The organism is Lentzea sp. (assembly GCF_036380075.1).
Taxonomy (GTDB): domain Bacteria; phylum Actinomycetota; class Actinomycetes; order Mycobacteriales; family Pseudonocardiaceae; genus Lentzea.
In genome coordinates this window covers 117,123-139,869 of sequence record NZ_DASVFL010000027.1, presented here as the reverse complement: position 1 = coordinate 139,869, position 22,747 = coordinate 117,123, and the positions used below count along the sequence as shown (strand labels likewise).

The following is a 22,747-nucleotide window of genomic DNA, read 5'->3' as shown; positions in this document are numbered from 1 at the left end:
CCCGGCCCGAGCCTTCGCACCGGGGGAGCGACCGTTCTGTCTGCTAGCGTGGACGTGGTGGTGCACAACGGTCGAGGCCAGGTCTCCGAGGCGCGGACGCGCCTGCTCACGACGGCGTCCCGGATCTTCTACGCCGAGGGGCTGCACTCCGTCGGGATCGACCGGATCGTCGCCGAGGCCAAGGTGACCCGCGCGACCCTCTACCGGCACTTCGCGAGCAAGGACGAGCTCGTCGTCGCCTACCTGCAGACCGTGGCGGGGATGGAACGCGACCAGGTCGAGCAGGCGCTCGCCACCGGTCCGTCCGCGCCGGACGTGCTGCGGGCCGTCGCCGCGTCCATCGCCACCGGGATCGGCTCGCCGGGGTTCCGCGGCTGCGCCTTCCTCAACGCCGCCGCGGAGTACCCGGACCCCGCGCACCCGGTGCTCAGGACCGTGCTCGAGCACCGCGAGTGGTTCCTGCGCACCGTCACCGGCCTCTTCGCCGGGATCGACGAGCCCTCCGCCTCCTCGGCGGGACGGCACTTCGTCATGCTGCGCGACGGGGCCATGGCCGCCGGGTGCCTGACCGACTCCGGCGAGGTCGGCGCCACGTTCCTCGCCGGCGTCGAGGGGCTGCTCACCTACCGCTCGTCCTGAGCTCCGCCCGGAACCGGCCCGGCGAGACGCCGTACTCCCGGCGGAAGGCCGCGGACAGCGCGAACTCCGTCGAGTACCCGACCCTGGGCGCGATCCGCGCCAGCGAGGTGTCGGTCTCGCGCAGCAGCTGGGCGGCGCGGCTGAGCCGCCAGCCCGTCACGTAGGTCATCGGCGGCTGGCCCACCGCCGCGGTGAAGAGCCGGGAGAACGCGGCGCGCGGCATGCCCGCGACCTCGCTCAGCGACCCGACCGTCCACCGGTGGTGTGGCTTCTCGTGGATCTCGCGCAGGGCGGCGGCGACGCCGGCGTCGGCGACCTGCGGCCAGCCAGCCTGCTCGTGCCACTGCCGGAGCACCTGCACCAGGACCAGGTCGAGCACCGCGCGCAGCGTCGCCTGCGAGCCGGGGCGGACCTCCGTGCCGCCCGTGCCGGCGTCCGCGGTGAGGAGCGTGACGAGCGCCCGCAGCTCCGGGTGGCCGTCGTAGTCCGGGGACACCGCGATGAGCTCGGGCAGCGCGCGGAGGTACTGCGGCGGGCGCCGGCGGTCCAGCCGGTAGGCGCCGCAGGCGAACTCGAACGCGGCGGGACCCGGCTCCGGTGTGAACGGGCCCATCTCCATGAGCGGCAGGTCGTGCAACGGGCCGGGCGTCGCGCTGAGGCCGTGCTCGCCGCCCGACGTGGTGAGCACGATGTCGCCGGGCCGCAGCGGCACGGGGTCGTCGTGGCCGACCAGCCAGCAGGTGCCGCTCGTGATGATGTGGAACCCGCTGCCGTCGAACGCGGTGAACCGCACGCCGGGGGCCTTCTGCCTGATCAGCCGGGCGTTGGCGCTGCCGGTCCGCACCGCGCGGATCACGTCGCTGATCAGGTCCACGACGACGATCCTAATGACGACCGGTCGCGTATGAACCGGTGCCGTTCGCGCATGGCACGGGACGGAGCCCGGTGATTGAGTCGGCGAGGTGATCGAACACTCGAACGCCGTCGCGGTCCTGCGCGCCCACGCGGCGAAGGCGGAGGACAACGACCGGCCCGCTCCCGAAGCGCTGGAAGCGTTGCGGGAGAACGGCTTCTTCGACCTGCGCACTCCCGGTGACACGTGGGCGGACGCCGAAACCGTTGCACGGCAGCTGACTTCGCTCGGGCGCGCCTGCCCGTCCACCTCGTGGGTCGCCGGAACCTGCGCCACCGCCAAGACCCTCGCGACCCGAGCGTTCACCGGCGGCGAGGTCTTCGGCGATCCGGACGCGCTGTTCTGCGGGTCGGGGATTCCCGGCGGCCGCGGCGAGCGGGGACCGGAGGGCGTGCGCGTCACCGGCCGCTGGCCCAACGTCTCCGGCTGCGAGGACGCGGTGCAGGCCGTCCTCGGCGTGCTGGTCGACGGCGCCTTCTCCTTCGTCCTCGTCCCGACGGCCGACCTGACCGTCGAACGCACGTGGCACGTGGCGGGCATGCGCGGCACCGGCAGCCACACCCTGGTCGCCGACGACGTCCTGGTCCCGGCCGGCCGGGTCGCGCCGGTGGAACCCTTCGCCGTCGCCGACGCCATGCTGTTCGCGATGACCGTGCTCGGCCCGGTGGTCGGCGCGGCGCAGGGCGCGCTCGACGCCGTCAACGCCCTGTTCGCCTCGGACCGCAAGCCGTTCATGACCGCGTACACGCGCATGGGGGAGTCGCCCGGCGCGCGCCACTGGCTGGCGGAGGCCACCTACCTCGTGCAGCGGGCCGAGACCACGATGCTCTCGGTCGCCCGCGAAGCCGACGGGGGCGCACTGTCCCCGGCGGACGCGCCGCGGCTGCGCAAGGCCCTCGCCGACGCCGGCCGCGACTGCCGGGCCGCGCTCGACCTGATGCTGGACCTGCACGGGTCGAGCGGGTTCCACACGTCGAACGTGCTCCAGCGGTTCTGGCGCGACGTCGCCGTCGGCAGCAGGCACCCGCACCTCAACGCTTACCTGGCGGTCGAGAACCTCGGCACGGCACTGGTCCAAGGGGTGTAGAAGCAGCCGGGTCCGTCGAAGCCGGGCCCGGCCACCTCGGTTCCTAGGCCCGCACCCCGGCCGCGAGCTCGCCGGTGAGCCGGGTGAGCGCCGACCGGCCGTCGTCGGCCGCGTCGAGGAGAGTCGCCACCAGGGCCGACCCGACGATCACGCCGTCGGCGAACCGCGCGACGTGCGCGGCCTGCCGCGCGTCCGAGACGCCCATGCCGACGCACACCGGCAGGTCGGTGACGGCGCGGAGGCGGCCCGCGAGCACGGCGGCGGCCTCGTCCACCGAGTCGCGTGTCCCGGTGACGCCCATCAGCGCGGACGCGTAGACGAACCCGGTGCCGGCCGCGGCCGTCTCCGCCAGCTGCGCGTCGGTGCTGCTCGGAGCGACGACGAACACCGTCGCCAGCCCGTGCTCGGCGGCCTGCCGGCGCCACGGCCCGGACTCGGACACCGGCAGGTCCGGCAGCACGCAGCCCGCACCACCGGCGGCGGCCAGCTCGCGTGCGAACCGCTCGACCCCGTAGCGCGACACGGGGTTCCAGTAGGACATGACCAGCACCGGCTTGCCGGTGGCGGCGTGGACCTCGCGGACCGTGCGCAGGACGTCGGCGATCCGGACGCCGCCGCGCAACGCGATGTCGTCCGCCGTCTGGATCACCGGGCCGTCCAGGACCGGGTCGCTGTGCGGCAGGCCGACCTCGACGACGTCCGCGCCGGCGTCGAGGGTCGCCAGGATCGCGGCGATCCCCTCGTCGACGGTGGGGAAGCCGGCCGGGTGGTAGGTGACGAGGGCGGCCCGGCCCTCGCTCCGAGCGCGGGCGAGCGTCTCGGTGAGCAGCGGGAGGGTGCCGGTCACCGCGCGGCCTCCAGTCCGAAGTGGAGGGACGCGGTGCCGAGGTCCTTGTCGCCGCGGCCGGAGAGGTTCACGAGGACGAGGCCGTCGGGCCCGAGCTCCGTGCCGACCTGGAGGGCGCCCGCCAGCGCGTGCGCGCTCTCGATCGCCGGGACGATGCCCTCGGTCACCGCGAGCAGCCGGAACGCGTCCATCGCCTCGTCGTCGGTGACCGGCCGGTACTCGGCGCGGCCGGACGAGTGCAGGTGCGCGTGCTCCGGGCCGACGCCGGGGTAGTCGAGCCCGGCCGAGATCGACCAGGCCTCGAGGATCTGGCCCTCGTCGTCCTGGAGCACGTAGGAACGGGAGCCGTGCAGCACCCCTGGTTCGCCGGCGGTCAGCGACGCGGCGTGCTCACCGCTGCCGACGCCGTGCCCGGCGGCCTCGCAGCCGACCAGCCGCACGGGGTCGTCGAGGAACGCGTGGAACAGGCCGATCGCGTTGGACCCGCCACCCACGCAGGCGACCGCTGCGTCGGGCAGGCGCCCGGTCCGTTCGAGCAGCTGCCGGCGGGCCTCGACGCCGATGACGCGCTGGAAGTCGCGGATCATGGCGGGGAACGGGTGCGGCCCGGCGACCGTGCCGAACAGGTAGTGCGTGTCGTCGGTGCGGGCGACCCAGTCGCGGAACGTCTCGTTGATCGCGTCCTTCAGGGTGCGCGACCCGGACGTCACGGGGACGACCTCGGCACCGAGAAGTTCCATGCGCGCAACGTTCACGGACTGGCGACGCATGTCCGTCTCTCCCATGTAGACGGTGCAGGAGAGGCCGGTCAGCGCGCACGCGGTGGCGGTCGCGACGCCGTGCGACCCGGCTCCGGTCTCGGCGATCACGCGGGTCTTGCCCATGCGCTGCGCCAGAAGTGCCTGTCCGAGCGCGTTGTTCACCTTGTGCGAGCCGGTGTGGTTGAGGTCCTCGCGCTTGAGGAAGACCCGCGCGCCCCCGGCGTGGGCGGCGAAGCGCGGCACCTCGGTGAGCGCGCTGGGCCGGCCGACGTAGTTCACGAGCAGGTCCTCGAGCCGGGCGACGAACTCGGGATCCGCTTTCGCCCGTTCGTACTCGGCGGCCACCTGGTCGATGGCGGCGAGGAGGGCCTGCGGGACGAACCGGCCGCCGAAGGCGCCGAAGTACCCGTCGGGCGAGGGGAGGCTGCCCGGGGCAGCCGGGAAGAAGTGGTGCATGGCCATGTGCTCCTGACCCGGAACGTCAGTCCCGGGTTGGTCGGGCGGTCGGGGATTCAGCGATCCCGCGCGATGCGCGGCGCACGACGCCATCGCATCCCGTTGACCTGACCCGCCTCGGAGCCGATCACGTACCTCACCCGACGTCCGAGCACGCGCCGTGCGGGCGCGCGGCAGCCGCGCGGCCGGCGGCCACGGGCGAGACGGACGGTGAGGGACACGAGAGCAGGTTTACCCGGCGTCGCCCGGTTCCGGCAAGTGCGTTCGCCCGGCCGATGCGAAAGTCGACACGGTGTCGACTTTTGTCGACGAGGTGTAGATTCGAGTGCATGACCACTCGGACCTTCCTGATCACCGGTGTCAGCGGCGGCCTCGGCCGTGCCTTCGCGCGGGGCGCGCTGGCCGCAGGGCACACCGTCGTCGGCACCGTGCGCAAGGACGACGACCTGCGGAAGTTCGAAGCGCTCGCACCGGGACGCGCCCACGCCCGGCAGCTCGACGTGACCGACGACGCGGCGGTCCTCGCCGTGGTCGGCGAGGTCGAGCGCACGGTCGGGCCGATCGACGTGCTGATCGCGAACGCCGGCTACGGGCACGAGGGCGTCTTCGAGGAGTCCTCGATGGCCGAGCTGCGGGCCCAGTTCGACGCCAACGTGTTCGGCGTCGCGGCCACCGTCCACGCGGTGCTGCCCGGCATGCGCGAGCGGCGGTCGGGGCACGTCCTCGCCGTCAGCTCGATGGGCGGGCTGATGGGCGTGCCCGGCCTGTCGTACTACTGCGCGAGCAAGTACGCGGTGGTGGGCCTGCTCGAGTCGCTGGCCAAGGAGGTCGCGGGCCTCGGCGTGCGGGTGACGGTCGTCGAGCCCGGTTCGTTCCGGACGGACTGGGCGGGCGGCTCGATGGTCCGCAGCGAGCGGTCCATCGCGGACTACGACGAGCTGTTCGACCCGATCCGCGCCGCCCGCCGGGCCGCGAGCGGCCACCAGCTGGGCGACCCGGCCAAGGCCGCGCAAGCCGTGCTGGAGGTGGTCGACGCCGAGAAGCCGCCCGTGCACCTCCTGCTGGGCTCGGACGCGCTGCGGCTGGTCGGGAACAGCAGGGCCGCTGTCGACGCGGACATCGCGGCGTGGGAGGAGCTCTCGCGGTCCACGGACTTCCCGGACGGGCACCGGATCGCGGCGAACTGACGGCGTGCGATCCTGGGGCGGACGGAGGGGGGACGAGCGATGCCCGGTCAGGCCAGGGCGGGCCGGCGGCGGTCCGCGGCACCGTCCAAAGGGGACCTGCGCGAGCGGCAGATCCTCGACGGGCTCGCAGAGCTGTTGGCGGTCAAGGGTTTCGACGCCCTCACCATCGGCGACCTCGCCGAACGCGCCGGGATCTCGCGCGCCTCCACGTACTTCTACTTCAGCTCCAAGCAGGAGGCGCTGGTCGCCCTGTTCGCGCGCACGGTCGAGGCGCTGCGCGAGAAGTCCCGCGCGGCCGCCGGCGACCCCGCCGCGCCGGAGGAGGCGATCGCCACAGCCGTGCGGCGCACCCGCGACCGCTGGCACGAGCACGGCCTGGTCATGCGCGTCGCGATCGACCAGTCCCCGGCCATCCCGGAGCTCGCGGCGCTGTGGACGGAGACCGCGGACATCTTCATCGACGCCATCGCCACGATCCTGGTGCGCGCCGGTGGCGAGGCCCACGACGGACCCGATGGCGCGCGGGCCGTCGCGCGCGCGTTGTGCTGGATGATCGAACGGACCTTCTACCACGCCTCGGCGGTGTCACCCGAGGCCCTCGACGAGGCGTCGGAGACCTGCCGGGTGGTGTGGCTGCGGGTCGCGGGACTCGCCGGGTAGCGGGGCGTCAGCCCACCAGCGGTCCCGGCCGGACACCCGCTCCCGCGCGCTGGGCGCCGGACTGCGCCACGAGGTGGTCGACCAGGCCGAGGGGGCTCGCCGGCGCGAGCGGGGCTGCCTCGGTCCCGAAGGCCTGGAGCAGGTAGTCCAGCAGCCGGCGGGACAGGTCGCGGGCGTGCTCCGGCGGGGCGTTGCGGAGACCGGAGTTGGCCATCAGCAGCATGACGAGGTCGCTGGGGGCGAAGTCGCGCCGCAGCTTGCCGCTGTCCTGGGCGCGGCGCACCAGCGTGCCGAACGCCGACTCGGCGACCTCGCGCTGGTGCAGGTAGTCGACCTCGGTGGCGAACGACGAGAGGAACGCCTCGGTGAAGCCGCGGTCCTCGATCTGCTCGACGCACATGAACTCGAGCAGTCGCCGGAACCCCCGCCACGGGTCCGGGTCGGCGACGGCCTCGTGCAGCAGCGCCTCGCAGTGCGCCCGCTGCTCGGCGAACACCTCGGCCACCAGCGCCTCGCGGCTCGGGAAGCGCCGGAACAACGTCGCCACGCCCACCCCGGCGTGCCGGGCGATCGTGCTCATCGGCACGTCGATGCCGCGGGCGCGGAAGAGGTCGCGGGCCGCCTCGACGATGCGGCTGCGGTTGCGGGCGGCGTCGGCGCGCAGGTCGGTCGGTTCGGCCACCTCCCCAGTGAACCCGAACCGGAAAAGAATTTCCAGTTCGTGAAGTGAGTCGGTCGTTCCGGGGTCGTTCTCACTTCCGGACAAGCGGAGCTCCTTTTCCACTTGAGCCGCTACCGTGGAATTCGACGCCGATTCCGGTGAATTCGACTTCCGCTGTGGAGACGTGATGAAGATTCTGATGTTCGGGCGCGGCACGATCGCGGCGCTCTACGGGTGGGCGTTCGAGAAGGCGGGCCATCAGGTCGAGTTCTACGTCCGTCCCGGCAGGGCGGCGCAGTTCGGTCCCGAGGTCGACCTGGAGATCAGGGACGGGCGGCGCGGGGGCGCGACGGTCGCCGAGCGGTGGCCGATCACCATGACGGAGGAGTTCTCGACCGGGCACGACTACGACCTCGTCCTGCTCAGCGTCAACCCGGACCAGCTGGCCGGGGCGGTCGAGCTCCTCGCGCCACGCGTCGGCGGGGCCACCGTGCTGGTGTTCGGCAACGTCTGGGAGGACCCGGCGCGGGTGGTCTCCGCGCTGCCGGCCGACCAGGTCGTCTGGGGGTTCCCCGGCGGTGGCGGCGGATTCACCGGGCCGCGGCTGACCGGCGGTGTGGTGAAGTCCGTTTTCCTGGGGTTCTGCGACGGCTCGAACCGCGGCGCGCGTTATCAGGCCGTTCGGGGTCTTTTTCGCGAATCGGGGTTCTCGGTGGTGAAGGCGGCCGATTTCCGCAACTGGCTCTGGTCGCACTACATCTTCGACGCCGGTCTTCTCGCGAAGGTGCTGTCGGTCGGCGGCCTGGCCGGTTTCGTCGGGTCGCGGGCCGCCATCGGCGAGTCCGTGCTGCTCGTCCGGGAGATGATCCCGTTGCTCGAGGCCAGGGGCGGCACTCCGCGCCTCGGCGCCCAGCTGCTGTCGCGCGTGCCGGTGGGAGTGCTGAGCCTCGTCCTGCAGAAGGTGCTCCGCGGCGACGGCATGGCCGCCTTCCTCTTCGAGCAGCTGGAGCGCACCGGGCAGCTGGACCGCCACCTGGCCGGGATCTACGCCAGGGACGTGCTCGCGGAGGCGCGGCGGCTCGGCGTGCGGCTGCCCCGGCTGGAGGCGCTGGAGCCGGCGTTCGCCTGAACCGGGAGACAGGGAGAACGTTCTGTCTTGACACGTCCTGGTGGCACCCGCCATGCTTCGGATGAGAGATAGAACGTTCGTTCTTGTCTGTTCCGGAAGGATCGCCATGACCACCGTCGACACGCCCGCCGCCCCGGTCGCGCACGCCCTGCGCCGCCTCTACCTGGTGAGGTTCGCCTTCGCCCTGGTCTGGGCCGCGCTGGTGTTCGCCACCGGCGCCGGGCTCGGGGTGTTCGGCACCGCGCTGCTCGTGCTGTACCCGCTGTTCGACGTGGCCGCCGCCGTCGCCGACGTCCGCTCGTCGCGTGCCACCGCCCCTTCGTACGGCCTTTACGTCAACATCGTGGTCAGCCTGCTGGCCGCGATCGGCCTGGGCTTCGCCGGCGCCTCCGGTGTGCCCGCGGTCCTGGTCGTGTGGGGTGCCTGGGCGATCGTCGCCGGGCTCGTCCAGTTCGTCGTGGGCGTCGTCCGCCGCTCGATGGGCGGCCAGTGGCCGATGATCCTCAGCGGCGGGCTCTCCGTGGTGGTCGGCACGACCTTCGTCCTGGGGGCGTCCGCGCCCGAGCCCACCCTGACGAACGTGGCCGGGTACGCCGTCGTCGGCGGTGTCTTCTTCCTGATCTCCGCGCTGCGCCTGCGCCAGGCCCGCACAGCCGCCTGACGCGACCCGGACGAGCCGGGAACTGATCGCCGCGTCCGGACGACCACTGGTGTGGAACGGGCTGGAGTCCGCCCGTGGCGGTGGCGGGATCCGGGCGGATGTTGGCTCGGCGGCCACTTCCTCGCGCCGTGTCCGGACGGTGACGATGAGCGCCGTCAACAGTCACGGGCGGTGAGGGAGGAAGGCGTGCGGGTCCACATCGTCGTCTTCGACGGCATGGACGACCTCGACGTGGTCGGGCCGTTCTCGGTGCTGGGCATGGCGGGCAGGGCCGGGCTCGGGGTGAGCGTGCGGCTGGCCTCGGCGACGGGGCAGGCGCAGGCCACGACCCTGGGCGGGCTGCCGCTGTTCCCCGGGCCGTGGGCGCCGGAGGACGCGGACGTGCTGGTCGTGCCCGGTGGCGGCTTCGCTTCGGGTGGCCCGGCCACCGGGGTCAGGGCCACCGGGGTCAGGGCCGAGATCGCCGACGGGCGGGTGCCGCGGGCACTGGCCGCGGCGGTGCGGCCGGACCTGGTGCTGGCCTCGGTCTGCACGGGCGCGCTGCTGCTCGCGGCGGCCGGGCTGGTCGAGGGACGTCCGTGCACCACGCACCACCGGGCCGTCGACGACCTGGTGGCGGCCGGCGGCAGGCACGTCGACGCACGGGTGGTCGACGACGGCGACCTGGTCACCGCGGGCGGGGTCACGTCCGGGCTGGACCTGGCGCTGTGGCTGGTGGAGAGGTTCCAGGGCCGCGAGGCGGCGGAACGCGTGCAGCGCGGCTTGGAGTACGAGCGCCGCGAACCGCTGTGGCTGGCCGGGGGAGCGGCGGCGTGAGGCGCGCGATCGTGGCGCTGGCCGCGGTGCTGCCGCTGGTCGCGTGCGGGACGGCGAGCCCGTCACCCGCACCGGCGGGCGCGGGCGGCCCGGTCACCGTGCAGGACTGCGCCGGCAAGGACGTCGCGTTCGACCGGACGCCGCAGCGCGTCGTGACGCTCGACGGCTACGCCGCGCAGACGCTGGTGCGGCTGGGAGTCGCCGACAAGATCGTGGGCACCGGGTTCCCCGCACCGTTCACAGTGGACACCGCGCCGCACTCCGAGACCTTGGCCAAGATCCCCGTCCTCGCCGACCGCGTGCCGGTCACCGAGGTCGTCGCCGCGCAGCAGCCCGACCTGGTGCTGACGAGCTTCGAGTCGTTCGGCGGCCCCGCCGGCAGCCCCAAGGACGCCGACCTGGTGACGATGAAGGCCAAGGGCCTCACGTCGTGCCTGCGCGGCAAGGACAAGGCCGCGCTGACCGACCTCACGCCCACCTACGAGTACGTGCGCAAGCTCGGCGCCGTCTTCGGCGTGCCGGACCGCGCCGAACGGCTCGTCGCGGAGCTGCAGGCACGGGCGAGGGCCGTCGCGGCGCCGTCCGGTGCGAAGCCGAGAGTCCTGGTGTTGCAGGACAACCCGGTGGCCGGTCAGCCGTTGCAGACTTCGGGCGCCGGCACCATCGCGCACGCCCTGATCACGCTGGCGGGCGGGGAGAGCGTCTTCTCCGACGTGTCGTCGATGCACGCGGAGATCTCGCCGGAGCAGGTCGTCCAGCGCGACCCGCAGGTCGTCTGGGTGATCACGGACTACACGTTCGCGAAGCTCAAGGGACAGGAGCTGGTCGCGGCGGTCAAGGCCAACCCGCTGCTGGCGAACACCACCGCGGGCAGGCAGGGCCGGATCGTCTCGACCTCGCAGTTCCTGGTGTCGTTCCCCAGCCCGCTCAACGTCGACGGCCTGGAACAGCTCGCCGCGGCACTGCGCGCCGGCTGACATGACCACCACCATCGACGAACGGCCCGTCGCACCGGCCGTGCGCCCCCGACGGGCCCGCGCCCTGCCGTACCCCGTCCTGCTCATCGCGCTGGCCGCCGCGCTCGTCGCGTCGACGTTGCTGGCCACCGGGGTCGGACCGGTCGGCGTGCCGGCCGGTGAGGTCGCCCGGATCCTGCTGCACCACCTGGGCGGCGGGACGGACACCGGTGCCGCCGCCGACCTGATCGTGTGGCGGATCCGCTTCCCGCGCGTACTGCTCGGCGCCGTCGTCGGGGCCGGTCTCGCCCTCGCCGGAGCGGTCGTGCAGGGCGTCGTGCGCAACCCGGTCGCCGACCCGTACCTGCTCGGCCTGTCCCACGGCGCGTCCGTGGGCGCGGTGCTGGTCCTCACGACCGGGGCGGCGTTCCTCGGCGCGCTGACCCTGCCGCTGGCGGCGTTCGCCGGTGCCACCGCGGCGATGGCCGTGGTGCTCGCGATGGCGCGCCACCGCGGCCGGTTGCTGCCGATGCGGCTGATCCTCGTCGGGGTCGCGTTCGGCCACCTGTTCGCCGGGGTCACGTCGTTCATGCTCGCCTGCACGGACTCCTCGGCGGCCCAGCAGCAGATCATCTTCTGGATGCTCGGCGGCCTGTCCGGCGCGCAGTGGGCCACGCTGCCGGTCACCGCGGCCGTGGTCGCCGGCGTGACCGCGCTGCTCCTGCTGCGGGCGCGGCGGTTGAACGCGCTGGTCCTCGGCGAGGAGGCGAGCACCGCGCTCGGCGTGAACGCGACGAGGCTGCGCTGGTACCTGCTGGTCCTCACGACGCTGCTGACCGGCACGGTCGTCGCGGTGTCGGGCGGGATCGGGTTCGTCGGCCTGATCGTGCCGCACCTGGCGCGCATGCTCGTCGGCGCCGACCACCGGCGGATGCTGCCGGTCACCGCCGTGCTCGGCGCGGTGTTCCTGCTGTGGGCCGACGTCGCGGCGCGGATCCTCGTCGCGCCGGCGGAGCTGCCGATCGGCATCCTCACCGCGTTCCTCGGCGTGCCCTTCTTCCTGCTCGTCATGCGGGCCCGCGGCCTGGCCACCCGGGAGAGCGCGTGAGACTCGACCTCGACTCCGTCACCGTCGCACTGGACGGGCGCCCGGTCCTCGACCGCGTCAGCCTGTCCGTCCACTCCGGACAGTTCGTCGCGCTGGCCGGGCCCAACGGCAGCGGCAAGTCCACGTTGCTGCGCACCGTCTACCGGGCCCGCCGCCCCGACTCGGGAACGGTCCGCCTGGACGGCCGCGACCTGTGGTCGGTGCCCGCGGCGGAGACCGCCCGGCACACCGGCGTGCTGATGCAGGAGCAGCACACCGGGTTCGAGTTCACCGTCGCCGAGACCGTCGCGCTCGGCCGCACCCCGCACCTCGGCCTGTTCGACCGGCTGACCCGCGCCGACCACGAGGCGATCGACGAGGCCCTGGCCCGCACCGGGCTGACCGCGTTCACCGCCCGCAGGGTCGGCGAGCTGTCCGGCGGCGAACGCCAGCGGGTGCTGCTGGCCCGCGCGCTGGCCCAGCGGCCCCGGTTGCTGGTGCTCGACGAACCGACCAACCACCTCGACCTGCGCCACCAGCTCGACCTCCTCGAACTGGTCCGCGACCTCGGCGTCACGGTGGTCGCCGCGCTGCACAGCCTCGACCTCGCCGCCACGTACGCCGACACCACCGCCGTGCTCCAGGACGGCCGTCTCGTCGCGCACGGCCCGTCGGCCGAGGTCCTCACGCCCGAGACGATCGGCGCGGTGTTCGGCGTGGACGCCACCGTGCACCACGACGAGCAAGGCACGAGGTTCGTCCTGCGGCCGCGGTGCGTCTGCCCGGACGAGCCGTGCCACTGGAGCTGCCGCACCCGCCGCCGCGCGGAGGTGGGGGCCGATGCCCGCTGACCCGCACGTCGTCGCCGTGCTCGCCCTCGACGGCGTGGTGGGCTTCGACCTGGCCATCCCGTGCCAGGTCTTCGGCCTCACCCGGCTGCCCGGCGGCGACTACCCGTACCAGGTCCGGGTCTGCGGCACCGCGCCGTCGGTGACGGCCACGGCGGGCGGCGTCGGCTACTACCGGATCGAGGCCCCGCACGGGCTCGACGCCGCGGAGGACGCCGGGACGATCGTCGTGCCCGGCATCACGTACCGGCGGGACGTGCCGCCCGAGGTCGTCGAGCTGCTCCGGTCCGCCGCCGCCCGTGGCGCCCGGACGGTGTCGATCTGCACGGGCGCGTTCGCCTTGGCCGAAGCCGGGCTGCTGACGGGCCGCCGGGCCACCACGCACTGGGCCGCGGCGGCCGAGCTCGCCCGCCGCCACCCGGACGTCGAGGTCGACGCCGATGCGCTCTACGTCGGTGAGGGCCGGGTCTTCACCTCCGCCGGCGTCGCCGCGGGACTCGACCTGTGCCTGCACCTGGTGCGCCGGGACTTCGGCGCCGCCGTGGCCGCGTCCGTCGCCCGCTCGGTCGTCATGCCGCCCACCCGCGACGGCGACCAGGCCCAGTTCATCCCGCCCCCGCCGCCCACGACCGGCACGGGCTCGCTCTCCGCCACCCTGACCTGGATGCGCGAACAGGCCGCCACCGCGCTCACGCTCGCCGACATCGCCCGGCACGCCAGCCTCAGCACCCGCACGCTGACCCGCCGGTTCCGCGACCAGACCGGCACGACCCCGCTCGACTGGCTGGCCCGCCAGCGGCTCCAGCTCGCCCGCGAGCTGCTGGAGACGACCGACCTGCCCGTCCCCGTGGTCGCCGAGCGCAGCGGGCACGGCTCGGCCACCGCCCTGCGCGCCCACTTCGACCGGGCGCTGCGCACCAGCCCGCACCGCTACCGGCAGACCTTCCGGCAGCCCGGCGGTGGCTGAACCGGCCTACCCTGGAGCCATGCGGATCGGCGAACTGGCCAGGAAGACGGGCGTCAGCGCCCGCTCGTTGCGGTACTACGAGCAGCAGGGGCTGATGCACAGCACCAGGTCCGTGGGCGGGCAGCGGCACTACGCCCCGACCGAGGCCGCGCGCGTCGAGATCATCCGCCGGCTGTTCGAGGCCGGCCTGTCCAGCAAGGTGATCGCCCGGCTGCTGCCCTGCGTGGAGAGCGACGACACCGCCGTCGCCGAGGACGCCTTCGTCGCGATGACGGACGAGCGCCACAAGCTGACCGCGGAGATCGACCGGCTCGTCGAGGCGCGGGCGTCCCTCGACGAGCTGATCGACATCAACACCCGGCACCGGCGGCGCATCGGCGCCGCCTGACCGTCAGGGGGTCAGGTCGAGGACGAGCTTGCCCGAGGCGTGCCGCGACTCGACGAGCGCCAGCGCCTCGGCCGCCCGCTCCAGCGGGTAGGTCCCGGTGATGTGCGGGTCGAGCGTCCCGGCGACCATCAGCTCCGCGACGCGTTCGAGGCCCGCCCGGTCCAGGCGGCGCCGCACGAAGGAACCGCCGAGCTCGGTCACCGACTGGTCGCCGATGGACACCAGCGCCTCCGGCTTCGCCGCGAGCGGGGCGAGCTCGCGCAGCGAGTCGCCGCCGACGGTGTCGATCACCGCGTCGTAGGCAGGGGCGAGCCGGGCGAGGACGTCGCCCTCGGTGTAGTCGACGAACGTCGCGCCGGTCGCCGTCACGAGGTCCTTCTTCGCCGTGCTCGCGGTGCCCGTCACGACCAGGCCGCGGTCGCGGGCGATCTGGGCGACCGCGATGCCGACGCCGCCGCCGATCCCGTTGACCAGCACGGACGACCCGGCGGGCAAGGCGAGCTGGTCCAGCACGTCCAGGGCCGTGGTGCCCGCGACGGGGATGGTCGCGGCCCAGGTGGCCGGCAGCGCGTCGGGGATGCGGGCGGTGGACTCGGCGAGCAGCACCGTCGTCTCCGCGTACGTGCCCGCCATCGTCAGCGCGAACCCGGTCACCCGGTCGCCGGCGGCGAGGCCGGTCACGTCGTCACCGACCGCGAGCACCGTTCCCGCCGCCTCCATCCCGAGCACCTGGGGGAAGGGCACCTCGCCGTTCATGGCGGCGACGTGCCCCGACCGCAGCAGGTGGTCGAGCGGGTTGACCCCGGCCGCCTCGACGCGGACGAGGACCTCGGACGGACCGGGCACCGGGTCGGGCCGCTCGAAGAACTCCTGGACCTCGGGCCCGCCGAAACTCCGGTACCCCAACGCCTTGCCCATCGCACATCTCCTCGGCACCTCACCGTTCCGACCGTCGGAACGAGGTGCTCCCGACGCTAGGTGTTGACACCGGTGTCAACTTCCAGCCGATGTGACCGGGACCTCACAGCTGCGCCAGCGGCACCGGTCTCCCCAGGAAGTACCCCTGCGCCTGGTCGCACCCGAGCCCCCGCAGGATCTCCAGCTGCTCGACGTGCTCGACGCCCTCGGCGATCACCGTCAGGTCGACCGCGTGGGCCATCGCGATGATGCTCGTGACGATCGCCTCCGCCTCGTCGGACCGGCCGAGGCCCGCCGTGAACGAGCGGTCGATCTTGAGCGTGTCGAGCGGCAGCGTGAGCAGCTGGGCGAGCGAGGAGTGGCCGGTGCCGAAGTCGTCGATCGCGAGCCGCACGCCGAGGTCGCGCAACGCCGACAGGGTGCGGGCGGCCGCAGCGGGGTCGTGCATGAGAGCGCTTTCGGTGATCTCCAGGCACAGCGAGCCCGGCGGCAGCCCCGACTTGTGGGTGGCGTTGCGGACCGACGACACGAGCCACGGGTCGTCGAGCTGGCGGGCCGACAGGTTCACCGTCAGCTGGAGCTCCGGCGCCTGCGCGGCGATCTCGCGGGAGGCGGTGTAGAGCATGTGCGCGCCCACGATGTTGATCAGGTCGCTCTCCTCGGCGAGCGAGATGAACTCGCCGGGCATGATCAGCCCGTACCGGGGGTGCGTCCAGCGCAGCAGGCCCTCGACGGCCGTGCGCCGGTTCGTGCCGAGGTCGACGATCGGCTGGTAGGCGAGCCACAGCTCGTCGCCCAGCGGCGCCATCCGCAGGTCCTGCTCCAGCTGCAGGCGGCGCTGGATGCGTTCGCGCAGCTCGACGTCGAAGAACGCGATGCGGCCGCGTCCCCTGGTCTTCGCCTGGTACATCGCGAGGTCGGCGTCGCGCAGCAGGTCGGAGCCGTCGCGCGGGTCGCCCGGCTCGGCGAGCACGATGCCGACGCTCGCGTCGACGTGCAGCTGCCGGCCCTCGACCGTGATCGGCTTGTTCAGCTCGGCCCTGACGTGGTCGGCGATCGCGGTCGCCTCGTCCGGCCCCGCCACCCCGAAGGCGATGACGGTGAACTCGTCGCCGCCGAGCCTGCCCACGACGTCGCCGCGGCGGGCGCTGAGGCTCAGCCGCGTGCCGACGACCCGCAGCACCTCGTCGCCCGCGCTGTGGCCGAGGGAGTCGTTGATGACCTTGAACTTGTCCAGGTCGATGAACAGCACGGCGGTGAGCCCCGACCGGTGCGCCCGTTCCCGCGGGCTGAGCCGGTTGATGGTCACCGTGCGGTTGAACAGGCCGGTCAGCGCGTCGTGCGTGGCCTCGTGCTCCAGCTGGCTGTCGATCATGCGGCGTTCGGTGATGTCGGTGAACGACACCACGGTCGACGACGGCAGGTCGCCGTTCTGGGTGAGGGCGCGGGCGCTGAGCGACAGCCAGACGCGGCTGCCGTCGGGCCGCAGCGCCCGGACGATCCGCCCGTGCTGCGCCCGGCCGGTCGCCCTGGTGATCGCCGACGGGAAGGACGACTGGGGGATGGGCTGGCCGGTCTCGTCGTGCAGCTCGGTCGACGACGCCAGCTCGCCGATCGCCTCCTGCGCGCTCACGCCGAGGATCCGTTCGGCGGCGGGGTTGACCGACTCGACCCGGCCGGTGGAGTCGACGACGAGCACACCCTCCTCGATGGCGGCGACCACCGCCGTGAAGTGCTGTTCGGCGCGGCGCCGCGCGGTCTCGTCCGCGCAGATCAGCACGAAGCCGCCGTCCATCCTGGCGACGGAGACCCGTACCGACAGCGCCGCGCCGTCGGACCTGCGGTGGTCGGCCTGGACCACGCCGCCGGCCTCCAGCACCGCCACCGGGTCGAGCGGAGCACCGACCACGTCGCCGATCGGCTGCCCGATCGCGGCGGCGGCCGGGCGGCCGTAGACGTTCTCCGCGCTGGGGTTCCAGCTCGTCACGACGCCGTCGGCGGTGGTGGCGATGAGCGCGTCGCTCACGTGCGCGACGAGCGCGGCCTGGTAGCGCAACGCCGCCGCGGCCGCCTTCTGCTCGGTGACGTCGCGCATGATCACCTGGAAGGCCGGCCTGCCCTCCCAGGTGGTGCGCACGGACACCGACTCGACGTCGGTCGTGCCGCCGTCGGTGCGCAGCAGCACGGCGTCCGCCGGGTCGCTGGTCGCGCCCGGCTCGGTCAGCTTCGCGATGCGCCGCAGCATGTCGGCCCGCGAGTCCGGGTGGACGAAGTCGGTGATCAGGCGCCCGAGGAGGTCGGCGTCGGAGCTCGCGCGCACGAACCGGACCGTCGCCGGGTTCGCGTACACGATCCGGCCGGACTCGTGCACCACGATGGCCTCGGGGGCGAGCTCGACGAGCAGCCGGTAGCGGTCGGCGAGGTCCGCGAGCTCCTGCTGCTGGTTGTGCCGCCGCGTCACGTCGGCGACGACGCCGACCAGCGCCCGCGCCGACTCCTGGGCCGACACGCGGGCGCGGAACTGGAGCCAGCGCGGCCCGTCCGGCGAGTCCAGCGGCTGGACCAGCTCGAAGTCCTGCCAGGCCGCCGCCGTCCGCGCGGCCACGGTCAGCGGCTCCACCAGCTCGGCCAGCGCGGCGCGGACGGTGTCGGTGTCGGCGCCGGGCACCCCGACCACCGCGTCGAGGCCCGGCATCCAGCCGAGCTGCCCGTCGCCGAGGTCGAGCCACCACACCACGGCGGCGCCGATCGAGGTGCCGAGGTCGGCCAGCAGCTCGTGGTCGAAGTCGGCGTCGCCGATCAGCCCGCTCACGTTGTGACTCCCGTAAATAGCAGTCTCTCGTATTCGCCGTGGCGTGGCCATCGTGAAGTCCTACCGCACAGTCGACCGGAGGCGCATCCGTCTGGCGTGAACATGGTGAGCCGTTATATCGGTAATCGAATCCGTCCGCTCGGTCAGGGGTTGTACTCGAATGTCCATTGTAGACGAATGAAAGCGTTCACCGCGAGGTGTCGCGGCCCGTTACCCTGGTGTTAAGTGGTGTCGGCGCTCGGCGGGGGAGCGGAGATGGTCGCTCGGGGTGTGGGGATCTGCGGAATCGGCGTGGTCAGCGCGTACGGCTGGAACCGCCAGTCGCTGTGGGACGGTCTGGCGAGCGGGAAGACCGCGGCCGCCGTCGTGCCTGAGCTGGGCGGAACGCCCGGTGGCGGGGTCTGGGCGGCGAGAGTCGGCGACGACGGCGACCCGGTGGACGGTCCGTCCCGGTTCGCCCAGGCCATGCGAGCCGCCGCCCGGGAGGCCATCGAGGACGCGGGCACCCGCGGCTGGCAGCCGGGCCGCCGGGTCGGGTTGCTGCACGCCGTGGTGCTCGGCGAGGTCGACCTGTGGCGCGATTTCTACATCACCCGCGGCGGCAGGTTACCGGTGCGCGACTACCTCGCGCTGATGCCGTCCACTCCGATGTCGACGTTCATGCAGGAATACGGTTTCCACGGTCCCGCGATGAACGTCTCCGCCATGTGCGCGTCCGGCAATGCCGGACTGATCACCGCGAAAGCGTGGCTGGACGCGGGAATCGTCGACGACGTCGTGTTCGTGGCGACGGATCTTTCTCTCACGCCCGAGAACATCGCCCACTTCGTCCGCCTGGGAGTGGCGATCGTGGACGCCGAGCCGCTCGACGCGTGCCGGCCGTTCCAGCAGGGCAGCAGGGGTTTCGTGATGGGGGAGGCCTCGGTGGCGTTCGTCCTGTCCCGACGCGCCACCCGCCCGTACGCGATGACGCTGGGCGGCGCGATGTCGCACGACGCGTACCACGTGACGTCGATCGACCCGCAGCTCGAGCAGGTGCTGGCCTGCTTCACCGACGCCCTGGACAACGCGGGCGTGAGCGCCGCCGACGTCCGCTACCTCAACGCGCACGGCCCCGGCACCGCCCAGTGCGACGCCGCGGAGGCCGCCGTCCTGGAGGAGCTGTTCGGCCCGCGGACCGGCCTGTACTCGGTGAAACCGCTGACCGGCCACTGCCAGGGAGCGGCGTCGGCGATCGAGGCCGCGGTCACCGCGATGGGCTACGACCGGGGCGTGATCCCGGCACCACCGGTGGTCGCGTCCGGTCACCCGGCGCTGCTCGACGGCCTGACCCCGGTGGCCGACGGCCTGACGGTCAAGTCGTCGCTCGGCATGGGCGGGCACAACTCGGCCATCGTGCTGGCGCCACCCGCGTAACGCGGTGATCAGCTCCACCGACACTCCAGCTGGGGTAGTCGCGTGAGGACGGTCCGCGCTTACAGTCGGGAGTGACAGGTGCTGCGCAAGCACGTGCTGGTGGTGGCCTTGCTCGCGTCCGCGTGCACGGCCACGCCGGCTCCGCCCCCGTCCTCGTCGACCACCGTCCCGCTGAAACCGCCGACGCTGGTCAACGAGGTGGTCCCGCCCCAGGACGTGATCACCGTGGTGCGCGACGTGGTGGACGCCCGCACGGTCGAGTTCGCCGACGGCACCATCGTGCGCGTCGCCCTGCTGGCCGAGCCGAAGCCCTGCTTCGCCGAGGCCGCGCTGAACTTCGCCCGCTCGACCCTGCTGGCCAGGGCCGTCCGGTACACCGGCGTCACCCTGGGCGAGGTGAACCTGGAGCTGGAGGACGGCACCGACTACGCCGTCCTCGCCGTGCAGCAGGGCGCCGTCCGCCCGGAGGGTGTCGACGGCGGCCCGCTGATCAGCGCCCGCGAGGAGGCCACCGCCGCCCGCCGCGGCCTGTGGGGACCCCCGTGCGACGGCTCCGACACCTCCAAGCCCGCACCGACGACGACCACCACGGTGCCGCCGACGACGACCACCCCGCCGCGTCCGACGACCACCCCGCCGCCCGCCAAGGCTTGCGCCGTGAGCTACCGGGTCGTCCAGCAGTGGCAGGGCGGGTTCCAGGTGAGCGTGACCGTGCGCAACACCGGGACCGCCGCCGTGAACGGCTGGGTGCTGCGGTGGGCGTTCTCCGGCGGCGAGTCCGTCCGGGAGATGTGGGACGCCACGGCCCGGCAGTACGGGTCGGCGGTGAGCGCGTCGAACGCGAGCTACAACCCGCGGATCGCGGCTGGTGCCTCCGTGCAGTTCGGGTTCAACGGGATCTCGCGCGGCTCGCACCAGGCTCCGGGGGCGTTCAGCCTGAACGGGGCGCAGTGCTCGGCCGGCTGACCTCTCCCGGCCGAGCACCACGTCGTTCGGGGTTCGCGGCTCACCGCCGTGCCGCGGCCGTCAACGCCACCGCGCTCTCGGCCACCGCAACCCCTCGCGCCGGTCAGGCCGGTGAGCGGAAGCCGTTCGAGGCCTTCACCTGCCGCTGCACGGCGTCGCGGCCGCCCTGGCCGCCTCCACGGCGTCCCGCAGCTCCGCCTCGGCGTCGCGCACCCTCCGCAACACCTCGCTGACCGCGGCCAGGGACCCGTCCGGCACGCTGTCAACAACGGATTGACGCGGACGAGGTGCCGACCGGAGTGGCACGGAATGGCGCTCAGGCGGGCAGGTCGGCGCGGTCCTGCCGCTCGAAGAAGTCCGCGAGGATCGCGTTGTCCTCGTACCCGAGCGCGGTCGACGCCACCTCGGCCCGGCTGAACCACCTCAACCGCTGCCCCTCGGTCAGCACCACGACGTCGAGGTCCAGCTCCACCGACGTCCAGAAGGTGTGCTCCAGCCCGTAGGAACGGACGGCAGAGACCAACGGCCGCACGTCGCGCAGCACGACCCCCATCTCCTCCGAGATCTCCCGCACGATGCACTCCGCCGGCTGCTCACCGGCCTCTACGTACCCGCCGGGCAGGCACCACGTGTTGGGGAAGGCGATCGTCGGCTTGTCGTCGCGCAGGTACAGCAGCACCTCGCCGGCGGCGTTGACCATCACGATGTTCGTGCCCTTGTCCACGCGGGCCACGCTACCGGCCCGTCAGAACGAGGACCCGAGGAAGAACGACGGGATCTGCGCGGCCAGCCCGAAGAGCAGGGCCGCGACGGGCACCAGGTACGAGGTCAGCACGGCCGGCCGGACGAGCGGAGCCCTGTTCGGGACCTTGGTCTCCGGCAGCCAGTGCACCGGCAGCTGGCGCAGGGGGCGGACCAGGCTCGTGGCGATCATCAGCAGTTCCAGCAGACCGCAGACCGCCAAGCCGGGGTGCAGGCCGGCCAGGCAGGCGGTCCACACCAGCACGGACGCCGCGAGCAGCCAGCTGACACCGACGACCTGCCTGCCGGTGGCGGTCCTGCCCACGGCCGCGTGCAGCAGCCACCACAGCAACGCCATCGGCACCAGGGACACGAGGCCGACGGCGAGGACCGGCAGCGTGGGCACGGCGGCGACCAGGCCGAGGGAGAACGCCCCGACGCCGACCAGGTGCGTGCGGGTCGCGACGGCGAAACCGTGTGCCGTGAAAGGGACCTGGGAGACGGTGGTGGCCAGCGGGACGGGAGCCGAGTCCATGCCGTCGCGGCCGGCGCCCAGGACCAGCCGGAGCAGGTTGTAGAGGCCCTCCGGGGTCTGCTGCCGGAAGTCGAGCCACTGGCGTTGCCTCAGTTCGGCGCTGTCCTCGGGCAGGGCCAGGCTGTCGGCGAGCACGCAGACCGCTCTCACGCCGAGCGCCGGGACCTCCCGGCTCAGCTTCGCGTGGTCGGTCTTCGAGCTGACCACCCGCAGCACCCAGCTGTCCGGCCCCGGCCGTTCGACGAGGCCGGCCTCGGTGCACGCGGACGTGAGCGCCCGCGCGATCTTCTCGTCGCCGGGGTCGTGTCGAAGCTCGAACGTGGCGGGGGAGCCGGCCAGGGCGCGCAGCTCCTCGGCGAAGGGCGCCCACTGGTAGGCGAACTTCGGGTTGACCACCCGCCTGCGCCGGCGCTTGCGGACCGGCAGGCCGAGGATCCGCTGGCGGACCTGGTAGTAGCCCTGACCCGTGGGCATCCACAGGTAGACGCTGCGCGACCGCGTCATCAGCAGACCGCCCGCCAGGCCGATGAGCACGAGGAGCGCTCCGTACCCGACCTGCGCGCCGGAGGACAGGCTGAACAGGTGCGAGTCGGTGATGCTGTCGTTGAGCAGGACGTAGCCCAGCAGGCCGGTGAACCCCAGGTTGTAGCTGAGCGCGGACGCGCCGGCCCGCCGCCACGGCACGCGGATCGCCAGGACCAGCGAGATGAGCGCCGTGGCGGCCAGCGACAGGCTCACCCCGACGGAGAGCGGTGACAGCCGCCGGACCGTGCCGGGCTGCGCGGCGTCCCACAGCAGCGAGGCCACGACCGCGGTGGCGACCAGGCATGTGCCGATCAGCGCGAGGACCGGTCCCGGCAGCAGCGCCGAGGACCGCGGCGGCGCGGCGGACTCGGCCGAGCCGGAGGCGAGCAGGTCGGCGACGGTCCGCGCGCGCTTCCAGAACCCGCTGCGCAGGTCGTGCACCGTGCACCCGGCCAGTTCGTCCGGCAGCTCGACGGACCCGACCACGCACACGTGGATCTCCGTGCCGGCGGCGCGGGCGCGTTGCCACTCCGCTGTCACGTAAGGCGATTCCAGCGCCGTGCGCGACGCGACCAGGACTAGGACGTCCGCGTCGTCGATGGCCGCGTCGATCTCGGCGCTCCAGTCCGTGCCGGGATCGAGCCGGCGCACGTCCAGCCACGGGTCGATCCCGCCCTGCTGCTCGAACACCGCGGCGAGCGCCTCCGCGAACGCGAAGTCCCGCCTGGAATAACTGAGGAACACCTGTCGTCGGCCCACCGGGGGTAGGTC

The 22,747-nt window shown here is 73.3% G+C and carries 24 protein-coding genes; 14 read left to right on the top strand and 10 right to left on the bottom strand.

Annotated elements, in window-relative coordinates; all coding sequences use genetic code 11:
* Window positions 1–57: 57 nt before the first annotated feature.
* A complete protein-coding gene (locus VF330_RS03295; protein WP_414675325.1) occupies window positions 58–639 on the top strand; it encodes a TetR/AcrR family transcriptional regulator in 582 nt (193 codons plus the stop codon).
* Here the strand turns inward: VF330_RS03295 and VF330_RS03290 are convergent.
* Entirely contained in the window at window positions 620–1,513 is an 894-nt protein-coding gene (locus VF330_RS03290) for an AraC family transcriptional regulator (RefSeq protein ID WP_330849976.1), read from the bottom strand. The two genes, VF330_RS03295 and VF330_RS03290, sit on opposite strands and share 20 nt — an antisense overlap.
* 88 nt (window positions 1,514–1,601) lie before the next feature.
* Between VF330_RS03290 and VF330_RS03285 the strand changes: the two genes are divergently transcribed.
* Window positions 1,602–2,639 (top strand): acyl-CoA dehydrogenase family protein, encoded by a 1,038-nt coding sequence (locus VF330_RS03285; protein ID WP_330849975.1) that lies wholly within the window; start codon window positions 1,602–1,604, stop codon window positions 2,637–2,639.
* Window positions 2,640–2,682: 43 nt separating this feature from the next.
* Here the strand turns inward: VF330_RS03285 and trpA are convergent, their stop codons facing one another.
* The 3 genes from trpA to trpM are packed head-to-tail and all read right to left on the bottom strand — an operon-like array spanning window position 2,683 to window position 4,924.
* On the bottom strand, window positions 2,683–3,486 hold the full coding sequence (gene trpA / locus VF330_RS03280) for a tryptophan synthase subunit alpha (protein ID WP_330849974.1): 804 nt from the start codon (window positions 3,484–3,486) through the stop codon (window positions 2,683–2,685).
* Entirely contained in the window at window positions 3,483–4,709 is a 1,227-nt protein-coding gene (gene trpB, locus VF330_RS03275; protein ID WP_330849973.1) for a tryptophan synthase subunit beta, read from the bottom strand. Before trpB ends, trpA begins: the two co-directional genes overlap by 4 nt.
* 50 nt (window positions 4,710–4,759) lie before the next feature.
* Complete coding sequence (gene trpM, locus VF330_RS42020; RefSeq protein ID WP_414675324.1) at window positions 4,760–4,924, bottom strand: tryptophan biosynthesis modulator TrpM; 165 nt, start codon at window positions 4,922–4,924, stop codon at window positions 4,760–4,762.
* 108 nt (window positions 4,925–5,032) lie between these two features.
* Between trpM and VF330_RS03270 the strand changes: the two genes are divergently transcribed.
* Both VF330_RS03270 and VF330_RS03265 read left to right on the top strand, forming a co-directional pair.
* On the top strand, window positions 5,033–5,890 hold the full coding sequence (locus VF330_RS03270) for an oxidoreductase (RefSeq protein WP_330849972.1): 858 nt from the start codon (window positions 5,033–5,035) through the stop codon (window positions 5,888–5,890).
* A gap of 39 nt (window positions 5,891–5,929) precedes the next feature.
* The gene (locus tag VF330_RS03265) at window positions 5,930–6,550 is read left to right on the top strand and encodes a TetR/AcrR family transcriptional regulator (protein ID WP_330849971.1); all 621 of its coding nucleotides are present in this window, start codon (window positions 5,930–5,932) and stop codon (window positions 6,548–6,550) included.
* Between the two features lie 7 nt (window positions 6,551–6,557).
* Here the strand turns inward: VF330_RS03265 and VF330_RS03260 are convergent, their stop codons facing one another.
* Entirely contained in the window at window positions 6,558–7,232 is a 675-nt protein-coding gene (locus VF330_RS03260) for a helix-turn-helix domain-containing protein (RefSeq protein WP_330849970.1), read from the bottom strand.
* A 166-nt stretch (window positions 7,233–7,398) separates the two neighbouring features.
* Here VF330_RS03260 and VF330_RS03255 point away from each other — a divergent pair, with 166 nt between their 5' ends.
* The 8 genes from VF330_RS03255 (at window position 7,399) to VF330_RS03220 (ending at window position 14,063) form a co-directional block, all read left to right on the top strand.
* Window positions 7,399–8,340: a ketopantoate reductase family protein gene (locus VF330_RS03255; RefSeq protein ID WP_330849969.1), complete on the top strand. Its 942-nt coding sequence runs from the start codon at window positions 7,399–7,401 to the stop codon at window positions 8,338–8,340.
* 106 nt (window positions 8,341–8,446) lie between these two features.
* Window positions 8,447–9,001 carry a hypothetical protein gene (locus tag VF330_RS03250; RefSeq protein WP_330849968.1) on the top strand — a complete coding sequence of 185 codons (555 nt, stop codon included), beginning with the start codon at window positions 8,447–8,449 and terminating at the stop codon, window positions 8,999–9,001.
* Between the two features lie 186 nt (window positions 9,002–9,187).
* A complete protein-coding gene (locus VF330_RS03245; RefSeq protein WP_330849967.1) occupies window positions 9,188–9,817 on the top strand; it encodes a DJ-1/PfpI family protein in 630 nt (209 codons plus the stop codon).
* On the top strand, window positions 9,814–10,794 hold the full coding sequence (locus VF330_RS03240) for an ABC transporter substrate-binding protein (RefSeq protein WP_330849966.1): 981 nt from the start codon (window positions 9,814–9,816) through the stop codon (window positions 10,792–10,794). Before VF330_RS03245 ends, VF330_RS03240 begins: the two co-directional genes overlap by 4 nt.
* 1 nt (window position 10,795) lies before the next feature.
* Entirely contained in the window at window positions 10,796–11,881 is a 1,086-nt protein-coding gene (locus VF330_RS03235) for an iron ABC transporter permease (RefSeq protein WP_330849965.1), read from the top strand.
* Window positions 11,878–12,711, top strand: a complete 834-nt coding sequence (locus VF330_RS03230) for an ABC transporter ATP-binding protein (RefSeq protein WP_330849964.1) — start codon at window positions 11,878–11,880, stop codon at window positions 12,709–12,711. The genes VF330_RS03235 and VF330_RS03230 overlap by 4 nt, the downstream gene beginning before the upstream one ends.
* Window positions 12,701–13,675 (top strand): GlxA family transcriptional regulator, encoded by a 975-nt coding sequence (locus VF330_RS03225; protein ID WP_330849963.1) that lies wholly within the window; start codon window positions 12,701–12,703, stop codon window positions 13,673–13,675. Before VF330_RS03230 ends, VF330_RS03225 begins: the two co-directional genes overlap by 11 nt.
* 19 nt (window positions 13,676–13,694) lie before the next feature.
* Window positions 13,695–14,063 carry a MerR family transcriptional regulator gene (locus tag VF330_RS03220; RefSeq protein WP_330849962.1) on the top strand — a complete coding sequence of 123 codons (369 nt, stop codon included), beginning with the start codon at window positions 13,695–13,697 and terminating at the stop codon, window positions 14,061–14,063.
* A 3-nt stretch (window positions 14,064–14,066) separates the two neighbouring features.
* Here VF330_RS03220 and VF330_RS03215 read toward each other — a convergent pair whose 3' ends face one another.
* Window positions 14,067–14,981 (bottom strand): NADP-dependent oxidoreductase, encoded by a 915-nt coding sequence (locus VF330_RS03215; protein WP_330849961.1) that lies wholly within the window; start codon window positions 14,979–14,981, stop codon window positions 14,067–14,069.
* 103 nt (window positions 14,982–15,084) lie between these two features.
* Window positions 15,085–17,844, bottom strand: coding sequence for a sensor domain-containing protein (locus tag VF330_RS03210; protein WP_414675323.1), 2,760 nt, complete (start codon window positions 17,842–17,844; stop codon window positions 15,085–15,087).
* Between the two features lie 204 nt (window positions 17,845–18,048).
* Between VF330_RS03210 and VF330_RS03205 the strand changes: the two genes are divergently transcribed.
* Both VF330_RS03205 and VF330_RS03200 read left to right on the top strand, forming a co-directional pair.
* Window positions 18,049–19,209, top strand: a complete 1,161-nt coding sequence (locus tag VF330_RS03205; RefSeq protein WP_330849959.1) for a beta-ketoacyl synthase N-terminal-like domain-containing protein — start codon at window positions 18,049–18,051, stop codon at window positions 19,207–19,209.
* A gap of 78 nt (window positions 19,210–19,287) precedes the next feature.
* On the top strand, window positions 19,288–20,175 hold the full coding sequence (locus VF330_RS03200; RefSeq protein ID WP_330849958.1) for a cellulose binding domain-containing protein: 888 nt from the start codon (window positions 19,288–19,290) through the stop codon (window positions 20,173–20,175).
* A 135-nt stretch (window positions 20,176–20,310) separates the two neighbouring features.
* Here the strand turns inward: VF330_RS03200 and VF330_RS03195 are convergent, their stop codons facing one another.
* Genes VF330_RS03195 through VF330_RS03185 form a run of 3 tightly spaced genes read right to left on the bottom strand, consistent with a single transcriptional unit; the run spans window position 20,311 to window position 22,735 of the window.
* A complete protein-coding gene (locus VF330_RS03195) occupies window positions 20,311–20,433 on the bottom strand; it encodes a hypothetical protein (protein WP_330849957.1) in 123 nt (40 codons plus the stop codon).
* A gap of 58 nt (window positions 20,434–20,491) precedes the next feature.
* Window positions 20,492–20,899 carry an NUDIX hydrolase gene (locus VF330_RS03190; protein ID WP_330849956.1) on the bottom strand — a complete coding sequence of 136 codons (408 nt, stop codon included), beginning with the start codon at window positions 20,897–20,899 and terminating at the stop codon, window positions 20,492–20,494.
* Window positions 20,900–20,920: 21 nt separating this feature from the next.
* On the bottom strand, window positions 20,921–22,735 hold the full coding sequence (locus VF330_RS03185) for a toll/interleukin-1 receptor domain-containing protein (RefSeq protein WP_330849955.1): 1,815 nt from the start codon (window positions 22,733–22,735) through the stop codon (window positions 20,921–20,923).
* Window positions 22,736–22,747 lie beyond the last annotated feature (12 nt).